The organism is Paenibacillus chitinolyticus (assembly GCF_045038035.1).
GTDB classification, from domain to species: Bacteria; Bacillota; Bacilli; order Paenibacillales; family NBRC-103111; genus Paenibacillus_F; species Paenibacillus_F chitinolyticus_A.
The window spans coordinates 2,814,746-2,828,095 of sequence record NZ_CP173427.1 but is presented as its reverse complement, the minus strand read 5'-3'; the positions used below and the strand labels follow the sequence as shown (position 1 = coordinate 2,828,095).

12 protein-coding genes are annotated in these 13,350 nt (G+C 47.5%); 2 read left to right on the top strand and 10 right to left on the bottom strand.

Annotation, left to right across the window (positions count from 1 at the left end):
• Positions 1–33 precede the first annotated feature (33 nt).
• The 4 genes from ACI48J_RS12840 to ACI48J_RS12825 all read right to left on the bottom strand — a co-directional run bounded on the left by ACI48J_RS12840 (position 34) and on the right by ACI48J_RS12825 (position 4,256).
• Positions 34–1,287 carry a benzoate/H(+) symporter BenE family transporter gene (locus ACI48J_RS12840; RefSeq protein ID WP_405083054.1) on the bottom strand — a complete coding sequence of 418 codons (1,254 nt, stop codon included), beginning with the start codon at positions 1,285–1,287 and terminating at the stop codon, positions 34–36.
• 21 nt (positions 1,288–1,308) lie between these two features.
• Complete coding sequence (locus ACI48J_RS12835) at positions 1,309–2,052, bottom strand: YggS family pyridoxal phosphate-dependent enzyme (protein WP_405083053.1); 744 nt, start codon at positions 2,050–2,052, stop codon at positions 1,309–1,311.
• Between the two features lie 97 nt (positions 2,053–2,149).
• On the bottom strand, positions 2,150–2,686 hold the full coding sequence (locus ACI48J_RS12830; protein WP_326050105.1) for a pyridoxamine 5'-phosphate oxidase family protein: 537 nt from the start codon (positions 2,684–2,686) through the stop codon (positions 2,150–2,152).
• 247 nt (positions 2,687–2,933) lie between these two features.
• A complete protein-coding gene (locus tag ACI48J_RS12825; protein WP_405083221.1) occupies positions 2,934–4,256 on the bottom strand; it encodes an erythromycin esterase family protein in 1,323 nt (440 codons plus the stop codon).
• 352 nt (positions 4,257–4,608) lie between these two features.
• Here ACI48J_RS12825 and ACI48J_RS12820 point away from each other — a divergent pair, with 352 nt between their 5' ends.
• Positions 4,609–5,484, top strand: coding sequence for a CPBP family intramembrane glutamic endopeptidase (locus tag ACI48J_RS12820; protein WP_326050106.1), 876 nt, complete (start codon positions 4,609–4,611; stop codon positions 5,482–5,484).
• Positions 5,485–5,679: 195 nt separating this feature from the next.
• Here ACI48J_RS12820 and ACI48J_RS12815 read toward each other — a convergent pair whose 3' ends face one another.
• From ACI48J_RS12815 to ACI48J_RS12800, 4 genes are all read right to left on the bottom strand, one after another.
• Positions 5,680–7,935, bottom strand: a complete 2,256-nt coding sequence (locus tag ACI48J_RS12815; RefSeq protein WP_405083052.1) for an ATP-binding cassette domain-containing protein — start codon at positions 7,933–7,935, stop codon at positions 5,680–5,682.
• Positions 7,936–8,236: 301 nt separating this feature from the next.
• Positions 8,237–8,656: an SRPBCC domain-containing protein gene (locus tag ACI48J_RS12810; RefSeq protein ID WP_405083051.1), complete on the bottom strand. Its 420-nt coding sequence runs from the start codon at positions 8,654–8,656 to the stop codon at positions 8,237–8,239.
• Positions 8,653–9,006, bottom strand: a complete 354-nt coding sequence (locus tag ACI48J_RS12805; protein WP_256124199.1) for a helix-turn-helix transcriptional regulator — start codon at positions 9,004–9,006, stop codon at positions 8,653–8,655. Before ACI48J_RS12805 ends, ACI48J_RS12810 begins: the two co-directional genes overlap by 4 nt.
• Before the next feature lie 156 nt (positions 9,007–9,162).
• Positions 9,163–9,504 (bottom strand): winged helix-turn-helix transcriptional regulator, encoded by a 342-nt coding sequence (locus ACI48J_RS12800; RefSeq protein ID WP_405083050.1) that lies wholly within the window; start codon positions 9,502–9,504, stop codon positions 9,163–9,165.
• Positions 9,505–9,609: 105 nt separating this feature from the next.
• On the opposite strand from ACI48J_RS12800, the gene ACI48J_RS12795 reads away from it, so the two are divergent.
• Positions 9,610–10,002 carry a RidA family protein gene (locus ACI48J_RS12795; protein ID WP_405083049.1) on the top strand — a complete coding sequence of 131 codons (393 nt, stop codon included), beginning with the start codon at positions 9,610–9,612 and terminating at the stop codon, positions 10,000–10,002.
• Positions 10,003–10,374: 372 nt separating this feature from the next.
• On the opposite strand, the gene ACI48J_RS12790 is transcribed toward ACI48J_RS12795, so the two are convergent.
• Together ACI48J_RS12790 and ACI48J_RS12785 are read right to left on the bottom strand one after the other, a co-directional pair.
• Positions 10,375–11,388, bottom strand: a complete 1,014-nt coding sequence (locus tag ACI48J_RS12790; protein WP_405083048.1) for a hypothetical protein — start codon at positions 11,386–11,388, stop codon at positions 10,375–10,377.
• A complete protein-coding gene (locus tag ACI48J_RS12785) occupies positions 11,385–13,220 on the bottom strand; it encodes an AAA family ATPase (protein ID WP_405083047.1) in 1,836 nt (611 codons plus the stop codon). The genes ACI48J_RS12790 and ACI48J_RS12785 overlap by 4 nt, the downstream gene beginning before the upstream one ends.
• Positions 13,221–13,350: the final 130 nt, after the last annotated feature.

Here is a 13,350-nt window from a genome sequence, read left to right as displayed (position 1 = left end):
TCAGATTTTGTGCTTTCTTACAATTAATTCATGTTACCTGTATTCATTTTTCACACCTTCTATTTTTTGTTCGACTTGTTGTATTCCTCTCGCCCTGTGTTGCTTTTTATGAAATTTCCCATGAATCAATAAATGCGCTGCCAAACCCGCGACCAGTCCCCAAAATGCGCCGCCGACGCCAAGCAAGGTCACATTCGCGGCTGTTGCTAAAAACGTAATCAGAGCTGTCTCGCGTCCCTTGGGATCGGTTAAAGCGCCCGCAAGACTGCCGCCAATTGTGCCAAGCAATGCCAACCCCGCTAACGTTGCGATAAAAGTAGCAGGAAGAATTAAAAACAGCGCAGCCAACGTCACGCCAAAAATGCCGACAACAATGTAGAACATGCCACAGGCAATGCCTGCAATATAACGTTTTGTCGAATCCTCATGCGCGTCTTTTCCTGTGCAAATTGCTGCTGTAATGGCTGCTACATTAAAAGCATGCGAGCCGAATGGTGCTGCAAGAAGCGAACCCAAACCCGTTATGGTCAAAATCGGATTTGCACTCGTCTTGAACCCGTCATTCCGCAATACGAGCATTCCAGGCATGTATTGTCCCGTCAAGGTAATAATAAACAGCGGTAATGCAACGCCCAATAAAGCATGTAACGAAAACTCCGGAACGACAAATACCGGTGATGCAATCGCCAATTGGATCGTACTGAAATCCGCTTTCCCCATACAAATCAAATAAATCAATCCGATTGCCAGTATGCCGACAATCGCATAGCGGGATGTAAACCGTCTTAGCACAACATAAGCGGCAAACAGTACCATGACAAGCAATGGGTCAACTTTCGCTCCTCCAAAGGCTGAAATGCCAAATTGCAGCAAAATGCCTGCTAGCAACCCGGAAGCGATGCCTGGAGGAATAAGCCGGACGAAACGTTCAAACATGCCCGATAATCCTAAAACAATAAATCCTATTGCAGAGATCATATAAGCGCCAATTGCTTCCGGATAAGGGGTTACCGCTAATACCGAAACGAGAAAAGCCACGCCTGGTGTTGACCAAGCCGTAATAATCGGTTCCCGGTATCGAAAACTTAGCCATATCCCGGTTACACCCACTCCAATGGAGATCGACCAAATCCATGAAGCGGTCATTTCGGGACTTAAACCCGCGACTTTTGCTGCCTGAAACACGAGAATAAAGGTGCCCCCGTAGTTGACAATGACCGATATTAAAGCGGCTATGGTCGGCGATATCAAATCGCGACCGCGCAGCGAAGATGATGTTGTGTTCATATCCTTTCTCCTGCCTCTCTCCTAATCGTCCTGACGCGCATTTTCGTTCCAGTAATAACTGTCCGGCAAGTAACGTTGGCCGAATACGCTTGTCCCTATGCGGATAATAGTAGCTCCTTCTTCTATGGCTACCCGGAAATCACCTGACATGCCCATCGAGAGGTTATCTATTTCTACACGCGGAATCTTTTTCTCCCTAATTTGTGTTTGAATAGATTTTAATAATCGGAAGCAGTGCCGGGTCTCGTCGTTTGCAGCATTCAGTTTTCCAATTGTCATTAATCCTTTCACGTTTAACGTTTCAAACCGGGACAATTGCTCCACCAACTCCAGTGCCGTTTCCGGCGAAGCACCGAATTTACTTTCTTCATAGGACGTGTTGATTTGCACCAGAATATCCATAGTCTTGTTCACTTTGACGAGCTGATTGTGCAGGGCCTGCCCCAATTTCAAACGGTCCACAGAATGAATGAGTGTTACATATTTGACAACATCCTTCACTTTATTCGTTTGCAGATGTCCGATAAAATGCCATTCCACTTGATTATATTGCTGCATAAGCGGAAATTTGTCCCGAAGTTCTTGCGCTCTGTTTTCTCCAAATAGAGTCTCACCCGCTTGTACGGCCATTTGCAATTTATCAAGCGGTACGGTTTTGGTTGCCAACAACAATTTCACGTCCTCTAGCTTGCGCCCAGAGGCTTGGCAGGCCAATTCCATCTGCCGCCTTACGGTTTTGAGATTCTCTTCGACTAGATGGCCCATTTCTCTTCCCCTCTTTCTGCTCTCCTCTTCCACAACCGAGGTAATAATGCAAATGCTGCCGCAAAAGCAACGGCAGCATTTATTTTAAAAAAACATCTCACACGGTTTTTCCAGGTTTGAACATTTTTTCTTCTTCTACTGCATTTTCTTTCGCGGTGATATGGTGTGGATCAATTCTGTACACCTGAACAGGACCGCCGAATACCGCTGACCGGTATTTATCTACGTGCTGCCGGGGTAACGGCCGATTATAGTAACCAGGCACATACTTATGCATCATTTCTTGCAGCATGTGTGTAGCTTCATCCAGATCGTCGATAGGCTGTGCCTTGCCAAAAATCATGACACTCATATAGGCAGTGTCCGTTTTGGCCGGCACCGGATCCGTAATCGTTCCATATTCTTCACAAACCGTAAAACAGACCTGCGGATTAGCACCCATCACCTGATTTCTTCTCCCGCCGGTGGCTCCGTGGAAATAAAGCTTCCCGTTTGTCCAAACGAAATTGAGCGGAACGACATACGGCAGATGACCATCGACCATACCCAGTTGTCCGATTCGAGCTTGCTGCAGAAATGTATCAATCTTTTTCTTGTCCAACACTTCTCTGATCTTGTAACGTACTCCATCCATTGTGATCACTCCTATTGTATTTAAGTCTTGTGAGGTAAGTTTACCAGCAAATGGAATGGATATTAATGTCCATAAATATAGAGTTATTGCAATCCATAATTAACGTAATTCACCTTCTCATGCGATGGAAATAAAAAATACTCATCCATGACGGATGAGTATGTTGAGAAGGTTCACGTGGACCTCAGAATCAATAATTCGCGATCCTGTTATATGTACGGATCGGTCTTGCGCAGCTCTCCGGCGGTTACTTCATATGGGACGGGCTTGTTTTCCGGATGTGAAAAAGAATATCAAATTGTTCCTGTAAAGACGCGTCGAAGTATACCGGCTTGTTCGGGAGGAGTTGTCCCCCGAGGGCCAGAAAAGGACGTTTTTCACCAATCCATTGCTTGGCCGGTCCTTCAAGATGGCGGGCGTCAAGCAGAAACATTTCCGGAGAAACTTTTCCAAGCATGTAATTGGAGCTGTTCACATCCTGTGGAATTTTTGCTGTTGAGAGCTTACTGTTGCCCTCAGGGTTGTACTCACTGAATAAGGTGTAATCACCCTCCGAAGTGGTGCTTCCCATGATGATATATTGGTCGCCAAGACGCTGTTTCAAAAAATTACCGAAAGCATCCGGATATAATTCTTTATCGACAATTCCTTTGGCCACGTGGGTGTTGTGAGCCCATATCATCGTTTTTCCGTTTAACGCCTCCTCGGCCCACATCACTTGATCGGCCATATATTGCTCGTGCAGCTTTATCATGCTTGGATAATCATCCGGAATCAACATGGCCGTGAAATTCCGAATAGCCGTCGCGGTTCCTTTCGCCCAGATAAGCTCGGTTGTTTCTGCTTCTTTGTCTGCCTGTTTGGTCTTCTCTTCAAGCAATCGGACGACTTTCTCCGCGTTACCCTTAAACCGCTCTCTTACCTCGGGCGACAGCTTCATATAATCCTGCAAGCTTCCGGTTGATAACCGAAGCTCTTTGTAGTTAAGCTCCACTTCAGCCAGCATATCGGGATAATGCCGCTTAACATAATCTGTCACTTGTTGATAGACGCCTTGATCCAGCGATTTTATGTCAAGTCCGATAAATTGAATTTTCCTCTTGTTCGCAGGATCGGCATTATAATCTTTCATCCAATCTATCATCGCTACAATTTCATCCGTCGGATACAACAGATTCAAAAATTCTCTAGGATTCCCTTTTCCCGTTTGGATATATTCATTCAGCTTTAAACCGCTCCCCCAATCTTCTTCCATCCCAAAATTCGTAAAACCGAGCTCGGTGACCAAATACTTCACAAGCCGAAACTTCATCGTAAATATTTCGGAGCTTCCGTGAGTATTCTCTCCCAATCCCACATAACGGGCATCCCCGATCATGCCTTTTAGCGGCTGCAAATCATCGAGTGGTTGTGTCGGATCAATCGTCTTTAAAGGCTTCGCCTGCGATTTAATGGATGAGATCACATCGTTTTGGACAGGCACAGTTGATTCGGTAACTACCACCGTTTTAGTCTCCCCTTCTTTTGCGCATCCTCCAACCAGCAGCGCGGCACTCACCATCGCTACCATTCCTCCGTACATCATTTTCTTTTTCATCGTCTCCACCTCAATCGAATTATTAAGCAAGATGATTCGAAAACTTACACAAATCGTCAATCGCTTTAAACCGATTTTCGCTCATTTAGTATCATTTTTCCTAGTGACGAACCGTCACAAAACGGTTTGACAAAACATCACGCAGTGAGAAATGACGTTCTATCACTGGCGATAATGACAGTTCCCCGGTGATAATGAGCCCATCAAAGCGAAATAAATGATTCCCGAAAAAGGATGTGATCCAGATGGAAAATCCGTCAGACACCTGTAGGTAAATAATTCGATCGGATAAACAAACTAATGAATTAGGAAGGAAAGGGTACCTATGATATCTAATGCGGCAACGCTCTCTACCGAGGAGCAAGTCCATCGTGCCAGAAAAGGGCTTCGGCTCTTTTTAAGCATCCTGCTCGTTTTTTCTATTGTCATGAATACAGCCGTAATCTTGACGAAGAGCATTCCGCTCATTGTCGTGTACATGTTTACGCCCGCGCTCTCTTCCATTCTAGCCCGGCTTCTCTTGCGAGAAGGGTTTAAAGACGTATCGTTCAATCTCGGCAGCGCGAAAATATGGAAAGGCATCGGATTGGCCGTACTGATTCCTATGGCCATCTGTTTCATCACCTACTCCATCGCCTGGTTCAGCGGACTGGCTATCTTTCAACTTCCTGTGGGCGGTTCGTTAGAACCGATCTTCCAAGTTCTCGGATTGCAGCATCTGCCAACTCCGCTGAATTTCATTCTGATCGTTGTCGTAACCGGAATTCTGGGAAGCTTGATCAACCTGATCCCGGTTATGGGGGAAGAAGTCGGCTGGAGGGGGTATATGCTGACAAGGCTGGTCGATGCCAAAGTTCCGCGTCCTATCCTCGTTAGCGGTTTGATCTGGGCAACCTGGCATGTTCCGATTGTCATTGCCGGTTTATATGTGAATAGTCCGTCTATTCTTCTCTCCGTAGCCGGCATCTATTTATGTATCGTTCCGTTCGGCTATATCATCGCCCATTTGCGGCTTGCCACAGGCAGCGTCTGGCCTGCGGTTATCCTCCATTCCGCGTGGAATGCCGTTGTTCAAGGGCCATTCGCTCGTGCAACTACCGGAAATCATACTGAAATTTGGGTCGGGGAATCCGGTATGATCACTGCCATTATTATCTTGATTGCCGCGATCCTTGTATCCCGAAGAAAACTCATTGAGTAAGCTAGAAGGGTTGCAGAGTCTTGCTAATTAAAAAACAGCCTTCGTCCGGCCGTACACCGAATGAAGGCTGTTTTTATTCAACAACTCATGTATAAGGTGTCTCAATCAGAGTCGAGCTGTCATTCACATAATAAAGAAGCTGCCGATTTTTTTCGGCAGCAACCTTTAATACGTTCTACTTGTGGGATTTGATGATTACATCAAGTACTTTCCCGTGATCGACTGCTCCGCATGGATGATTTGCGGCGGTGTGCCTTCGAACACTACCTGCCCGCCCTTGCTGCCTCCGTCCGGTCCCATATCGATGATCCAATCCGCTTGGCTGATCACATCGAGATTGTGCTCGATAACGATCACCGTATTGCCGGCATCCACGAGGCGGTTCATAATCTCCAGAAGGTGACCGATATCCGACATATGCAGCCCGGTAGTCGGCTCGTCCATCACGTAGATGCTGCCTTTCTTATGCAGCTCGCTTGCCAGTTTGATACGCTGACATTCCCCGCCCGAAAGCGTGCTGAGCGGCTGGCCGAGTGTAATATAGTTCAGCCCCACATCATTCATCGCCTGGAGCTTGCGCACAACCTCTTTTTGCTGAAAGAAATCCAATGCCTGCTCCACCGTCATCTCCAGCACTTCCGCAATTGACTTTCCGTTCAGCTTGTACGCGAGTACCTCTTCCTTGAACCGTCTACCTCCGCATACATCGCACGGCAGCTTCACGCTGTCGAGGAATGCAAGGTCTGTATACACTACACCCAGACCTTGGCAGTTCTCGCAAGCCCCCTTGGAGTTGAAGCTGAATAAGCCTTGACTCACCTTGTTCGCGGCAGCAAACGCCTTGCGCACATCATCCATAATGCCCGTGTAGGTTGCGGGATTCGAACGTGTCGACACGCCTACCGCAGACTGGTCGATGACGATCGCATCCGGATGCTGGCCGAGGAATACGTCGTTAATCAGCGTGCTCTTGCCCGAGCCGGCCACACCCGTAACTACTGTCAGCACTCCGGTTGGGATATCTACACTCACATTCCGTAGGTTGTGAAGTGTGGCATCCTTGATGGACAGCTTGCCGGATGGCTGCCTGCAATCATGCTTTATCCGGAGCTGCCGCTTCATGTGAGTACCGGTTAATGTATCTGCCTCCAGCAGGCCTTGAAAGCTTCCTTCATACACAATGGTACCGCCGCGGCTGCCGGCGTAAGGACCGACATCGACGATATGATCCGCCACCTTGATCACATCGGGATCATGCTCGACGACGATCACGGTATTGCCCTTGTCGCGCAGCTTCTGAAGCAATTCATTTAGCCGGTGTACATCACGGGGATGCAAGCCAATGCTGGGCTCGTCGAAGATATACGTGACATCCACCAGACTGCCGCTCAGGTGCTTCACCATCTTGACCCGCTGCGACTCGCCGCCGGACAATGTATCCGTCTCACGGTCCAGCGTCAAATAGTCAAGCCCGATGTCCACCAGATGCTGCAGCCGCTCTGTCAGCGACTTAACGATCGGCGCGGCGACAGAATCGTCAATCTCCCGAATGACACGTATGAGCCGGCCGACCTCCATAGAGGACATCTCCGCAATGTTAAGTCCATTGATTTTGCAGCCGAGCGCCGCCTGACTGAGCCTTGCGCCGTGGCAGCTGGAACAGGGACCTTCGGAGATGTACGGCGCAACCGTTTTTTGTGTGCGCTCGGACTTCGTTTTCACGTCCTGCTTGATGTATTTGTTGGTGAACTTCTCAATGACGCCTTCCACTGTAATGTTAATCGTCTTCCCTCCGAACAGCGTCGCCACTTTCCTCGCCTTGCCGTACAAGAGTTGTTCCAGCTCCTCCTCCGAATAATCGCGCAGCTTCTTGTCGGGATCGAAGGGCCCCGACTGCACGATTATCGTCCAATCCATGCTGTCCACCGAATAGCCCGGCAGCAGAATTGCCCCTTCATGGAGCGACTTTGACTTGTCCAGCGCCTTGCTCATATCGACGCACAAGCTGCGGCCGATCCCGTTGCATTCGGGACACATGCCTTGCGGATCGTTAAAAGAGAACATGTTGGCTTGTCCGACATAGGGCTGGCCCACTCTTGAGAATAGTAGACGGAGAATGGGAGAGATATCGGTAATCGTGCCCATCGTGGAATGGGAGCCGCCGCCCAACCGCTTCTGATCGACGATAACCGCCATGCTCAGGTTTTCGATCGCGTCCGCATCCGGCTGCGGATAGCGAGGCAGGAAAGTACGCACGAACATGCTGAAGTTCTCATTCAGCAAGCGCGTGGATTCCGCGGCAATCGTATCGAAAACGATCGATGACTTGCCGGATCCGGATACCCCCGTGAATATCGTGATTTTCCTCTTGGGTATGCGCAAGGATACGTTCTTGAGATTGTTTTCCCTGGCAGCCGAGATAACGATATATTCTTGATTAGAATCGCTCATGATTGACATCCTTCCGATAGTTAATCTCCAATTGAATTCACATTGTACCATCTGCCGTGCATAGAAAGTATCAGCTTGGGAGGGGCTTAGCAAATGATTCGATCATATACTAGCTTTATCCATACGTACCTAGTGTAAACATATCACGAAGCGACAAGAACTTGGCAGATTGTCCGGAAAAGATAGTAAACCGGCTGCAATCGATATGCAGCCGGTTTATGTTGATTCGGGTCAAGCATGGTTCATTCTAGCGTTCCCATTGGTTAAAGCCTTCAGGAAAGAGATAGAGCACCGAATGTGGTTATTGTTCCAGCAACTTTTCGAGATTGCCGCACCATTTGGTCCAGCCATACTTGGCACCATTAAGAGCTTGATCATTTGAGATGCCGGTTTGTTCGAGATGAAGGTTAACTTTCCCCTCCCCTAAATCCTGCAGCGTCCAGGTGACCGTGTGTTTCTCTCCGCTGGCCCAAGTATAGGACAACCGGTTAGGTGCGTCCACGACAAGCACTTCGCCTTCAATAATTCCGTTCCACCATTCGGTCGGCTGCGCACGGAACTGAAAACGGTGTCCTACGACCGGCTTAAAATCATTCTCCATCGCTTGACCGGTGTGGATGTCGGCCACCCATTTGGCAAGCTTGCTGGAATCGGTTAAGGCGGACCAAAGCTTCTCAACGGATGTTTTGTATTGAAAATCCAGGGACAAAGTTAAACTCATTCTTCTTCCTCCTCTAATAGTTGGTTTAAGCGCAATAAATTTGTGCTCCAGAACTTGCTGTAGAAAGCCACCCAATCTTGGATTTCTCTGAGTGGAGAGGCGTTTAGCCTAAATCGCGTTTCTCTGCCGACTTTACGGTCAAGTACCAGTCCGGCTTCTTTAAGGATAGTCAAATGTTTGGATACCGCAGTACGGCCCATTTGAAACTGTGCCGTTAATTCATGAAGAGGTATCTCCTCTGCTTCAGCTAACAGATGAATTAGCCGGCGCCTAGTTGGATCTGCAATCGCGTCAAACACATCCCGCAACTGATGGTCCTCGCTCACAACACCCTCTCCTAAGTCGTTCATTGATTCTCTAATTGGACACCATCTGGTGACACATTTATTATATGACACCATTTGGTGTCTCGTCAAGCGGAATAGCGGTTGATCCCTTTTATAGTTTGTAAGAACATGCAAAAAAAACCGCGCCCTGCGCGGATCTTAACAAATAAACCGGATTCTTCAACTAGGTTGGTTACTTACTCCCCACTCACATAAATCTTCCAAGATGGGTAATAAGGTTTTCGCTTTATCGGTGAGACTGTACTCGACTTTAGGCGGAATTTGGGGATACTCTACCCGTTTAACCAGGCCGTCCGCTTCCAATTCTTTTAATTGTGAACTCAATGTTTTATAAGTAATCGCTCCTACTTGTCTTTTCAGATCGTTGAAACGAACCGGCTGGTTTTCTGCCAACAGATAAATAAGTACCATTTTCCATTTGCCTGAAATGACGGACATTGTATAACCAAAAGGTGTATCTTGAATGTGTTTAACTTTGCCTTTATATTCAGCCATGCTCATGTTTACACTATCCTTTCGAGTAGTACCTATCAAAATAGTGCGTACTACTTATTTATTTGTGCTCAGTTTATACTAGCCTTACTTTGAAGTAAAGGAGAGAATAAAATGACTACGACTAAAACATATAACCACGGTGTCGCGTGGGAAGAAGCTTTCGGCGTTTCCCAAGGCTACAGCGTTAACGGCATGATCTACATTTCGGGACAATTTTCACACGATATGCAGGGTGCGTTCATTGGCGAAGGCGATTTCGAGGCACAGACCCGGCAGACACTGGAGAACCTTGATCGCGTGCTGGCGGGATTCGGTGTCACGCGGTCGCAGATCGCCGAAATAGAAATTTTTTTGACAAACCCGCAAGAAGATTTTGAAAAGTGCGTCGTTTTGTATAAGGAGTATGTAGGCGATCATCGGCCGGCCGGCACCCTCGTTGGCGTGTCAGGTTTGGCGTTCCCACACCAACTGATTGAAATCCGCGCCGTCGCACACACCGGCTAACCGGGCTATAGGAGACTTTTAGTGTCTCACTGTACTTAAGCGAGTCTCAAGCATCAACAAATCCGAAAGAAGGACACTCATCGATGAGTGTCCTTGACATAGGAATCGGCAATGAACACAAGTTCTCGTCCTCTGACATTCCCGCTCTGCTGACGCGCGCGTTAAAAAGCCGAATACCAAGAGCCGGTCGTACCGGCAGTTTTTTACGCTATGCTTAGCTTCAAAGCCTCATTTTTTGCTCCAAGAATCCTTTAACGGGACGATCCGGTTAAATACAAGCCGATCCTTGGTACTATACTTTAAATCTGCACAAAAATAGCCATGTCGAAAAAATTGGAAACGGCAAAGGCTGTCCGTAAGCGAGACAGCTAATCAGGACAGACCGAACTCCTTGGCAATATCCATCGTCAGTTTGGCGAGCACCCTTTTATCGGCATCCGCTGTTTTCGTGTAGTTAGCCGTCAACATGCGAAGCACATCTTCACGGCTGCGAAACAGCTGCGGAAAGTCGGCCATCAGCGAACGGATATGCGCGTCGTCGTAGATTTGGGCTTTGACTACCAGTTCAGCGGCGTAGTCTTTGTGGTATTGGTACAATTCTTTTATCTTAAACGTGCGCGTAGTTCGTATCGCCCTCTTCAGAAACGTGAACGGCGCCTTTGTGCCCGGATCGGTCTTCAGCACAATGTCGAACACATCGCTGTTCCCCGACCAGAGCTTCGTATAATCGGTGCAGGTCCCTTTAAACCGGACCGAAAATCGAATATGCTCCCCGGTTCCCTCCAGAAAAGGATGCAGGTGTGTCCGTATTGAAAATGTTTCGCTTCCCTTCAGGCTGCTGTTACAAACCGAACAGCTCGGAATAAGATTATACATCGAGATCGCCAAATAAGGATGCGTCGCTTTATCCAGAAAATGATCAAAATGGGGACGGACTCGCCCATTGTCGGAATTGTAGGTATGCGTAAATTGCCGGTTGCAGTAAACGCATACTTGAACGCCAAGAAGCTTTGCGAGCCGGTAAGCGCCCCATTGGGACGGGTCGTAACGTTTTGTGAATGCCTCATAATTGAACAACTTCCGGACTTTCTCGGGAAAAGATACCGGGCTCCCTTTTTTTGGTTTCTTCCCTTGTCTTATTTGCGTGACGACAGCCGGATATTGCCGTTCGGTTTCCTCCGAGAATCGTTCGAGCTCCTCCGGCAATCCGATCAAAATCGTGCTAAGCTTTGTCCGGACATGCTGTAGAAAAGCGCGCTGCTCTCGGGGCAACCGGCCTGCCAAATAGGTATCGATCTTCTTCTCGATCCTGGATTGGTAGTAGGCCAAATGTTCCGCGGCAATATCATCCAAATTAACCCTGCGGTCTTGATTGATTTGAATCATTGCGACGCACCGCGCAGTTCGTCAATTTGCCTTTGCAGGTCGTAGATTTGATCATCAATGTTCAAAAAATGAACGGCGATTCTGTCGTTCAGCATAGAAATAAGCTTGGCTTTGATAACCGGTTCCCCGATCAAGTGGATCGTTTTCTCGATTTGCTCTTTGTTCGCCTTAATTTCCGACGTCTTGCCGTGCACCAACAGTTCTATGACCGCGTTAATTTTGCTCTTGGCAAACTCGCCGATCAACCCGTTTTCCATAAAAAAAGAGTGAGCCAGCAGCGTATGAATGTTCGAAGCAAACGTTTGTTTATGATCGTCCAGCCCGTCCACTACTTGACTAAGTGTGCCGTTTTTTCGCAAAAAAATGATATTAGATGCCGGTAAATCGGATACGATAAACGGCGAGTTCGAAGTAATTACGATCTGTACGTTGCGACGCCGTTCTTCGGACCGAAATAATCCGGCGAAAAATTGCAAGAGATGCAGAAGCAGCGACTTTTGCCACTCGGGGTGGAAATATAATTCGCCTTCGTCAATCATGATCAAAATATGGTCATGATTAATTACGTCACGCTTCATCAACGTGTTAAAACGGGCGTACATGCCTAACAGCGCTTGTTCGCCGGAACTTAAATCCCTCCAATCGTAGAGGGCATATTCATGAGTAGCCAAAGAACGGGCATATAATCTAAAGAAAGACTCGAAGGTATCCGATTCACTGACAGGTAGGCGCAAACCTTCATTCTCAAGAGTAAAAATGCCATTCCGGATTTCCCGATCCAAATAACGGTACAGCTCGACGGTTTCGCCAATGACCTGTTCTACAGCGCTCATGCCTTTGCCGTTTTTCAATTTTATCCTTACGGTTTCCAGCCAGTAAATAACACGATCGCTCCAAGTCTTTCCGTGTGCAATGTTATAAATTTTAAGATGTTTCGTTACATGGTGATCCAAGTCCATATTACAAATTTCAACGAAAATGTGATTGACAAGCGTTAACAGAAGCCGTTCTTGAAGCGTACCGGCAGACACTTCTTGCTCCATCCGTTCAAAGAGTCCAGACAGCTCAAAGGATGAATTGGGCAGCTCATCCAAATCCTCGTAAGTAAAGTTAATCGTTAGCGTCTCCGGCTCCGCGAATGGAAGGTTGACGTCAAGATGATACCGCATATTAAGCAGATGAAGCTGCCGTTCGATCTCGCGGCACCGGTATACGGCGACTTCATGGGTTTGTAAATATTGCGAGTTTTCCTTCACATCGGACAACAGATAATTAGTCGAAAGATTCACTACGTCTTTCGGTGTCTGTTCACCGCGTAAATCGAAGATGTTCGAGAAATAAACGGACGTCATTGCCTGTAAATCGGGTATTGATCCAATCTTTGTACGGGTACCGTTCCCGATCTGTGCCGGGATTTTAGAAGATTCAATGATGTAGGGCTTCCGTTTGAACTCGGGCACTTCGCCAGAGCGGCTGACGATAAGTTCCATCCCGAACGGGTAATACACGGCATAATTTCCTTCCGTGTCCTTAACGGCTATGATCGTGTCCTGTAATACGCGGCCTGAGCCGATCTGCCGTTTGATCAAATCCAGCAAAGACGATTTGCCGGCTCCGTTCTGTCCGACAATAGCGGTTACGTTGCTTATGTAGGCGAGATCTTCGTCAACGGATTCCGGGTTGAAAAAGCCTGAAATATGGTGATGGTTTGGCTTAACCGTCAGCACCGACGTATCCGCGTTATAATGAAAGCGAAAAGGTCCTCCGAAATTAAATCCCTGGCGTTCAAACAGGCCGTTGTAATGATCCACCCATATGTAAAGTAGTTCCATAAACCCATTCCCTTCGGAGTGAAAATACGAATAATATAGTTCTTATTGCCTATACCTTAATGCCTTCTTTCTCTAGATGTCAAGCATAGTAAGCCGTGATTTTCCCAGCGAACGACCTCATGTTCTTGTC

Bases quoted from the DNA above. Each gene is read 5' to 3' on its own strand.
- ACI48J_RS12840 (WP_405083054.1), bottom strand. From the start codon at position 1,287: ATGAACACAACATCATCTTCGCTGCGCGGTCGCGATTTGATATCGCCG.
- ACI48J_RS12835 (WP_405083053.1), bottom strand. From the start codon at position 2,052: ATGGGCCATCTAGTCGAAGAGAATCTCAAAACCGTAAGGCGGCAGATG.
- ACI48J_RS12830 (WP_326050105.1), bottom strand. From the start codon at position 2,686: ATGGATGGAGTACGTTACAAGATCAGAGAAGTGTTGGACAAGAAAAAG.
- ACI48J_RS12825 (WP_405083221.1), bottom strand. From the start codon at position 4,256: ATGGTAGCGATGGTGAGTGCCGCGCTGCTGGTTGGAGGATGCGCAAAA.
- ACI48J_RS12820 (WP_326050106.1), top strand. From the start codon at position 4,609: ATGATATCTAATGCGGCAACGCTCTCTACCGAGGAGCAAGTCCATCGT.
- ACI48J_RS12815 (WP_405083052.1), bottom strand. From the start codon at position 7,935: ATGAGCGATTCTAATCAAGAATATATCGTTATCTCGGCTGCCAGGGAA.
- ACI48J_RS12810 (WP_405083051.1), bottom strand. From the start codon at position 8,656: ATGAGTTTAACTTTGTCCCTGGATTTTCAATACAAAACATCCGTTGAG.
- ACI48J_RS12805 (WP_256124199.1), bottom strand. From the start codon at position 9,006: ATGAACGACTTAGGAGAGGGTGTTGTGAGCGAGGACCATCAGTTGCGG.
- ACI48J_RS12800 (WP_405083050.1), bottom strand. From the start codon at position 9,504: ATGAGCATGGCTGAATATAAAGGCAAAGTTAAACACATTCAAGATACA.
- ACI48J_RS12795 (WP_405083049.1), top strand. From the start codon at position 9,610: ATGACTACGACTAAAACATATAACCACGGTGTCGCGTGGGAAGAAGCT.
- ACI48J_RS12790 (WP_405083048.1), bottom strand. From the start codon at position 11,388: ATGATTCAAATCAATCAAGACCGCAGGGTTAATTTGGATGATATTGCC.
- ACI48J_RS12785 (WP_405083047.1), bottom strand. From the start codon at position 13,220: ATGGAACTACTTTACATATGGGTGGATCATTACAACGGCCTGTTTGAA.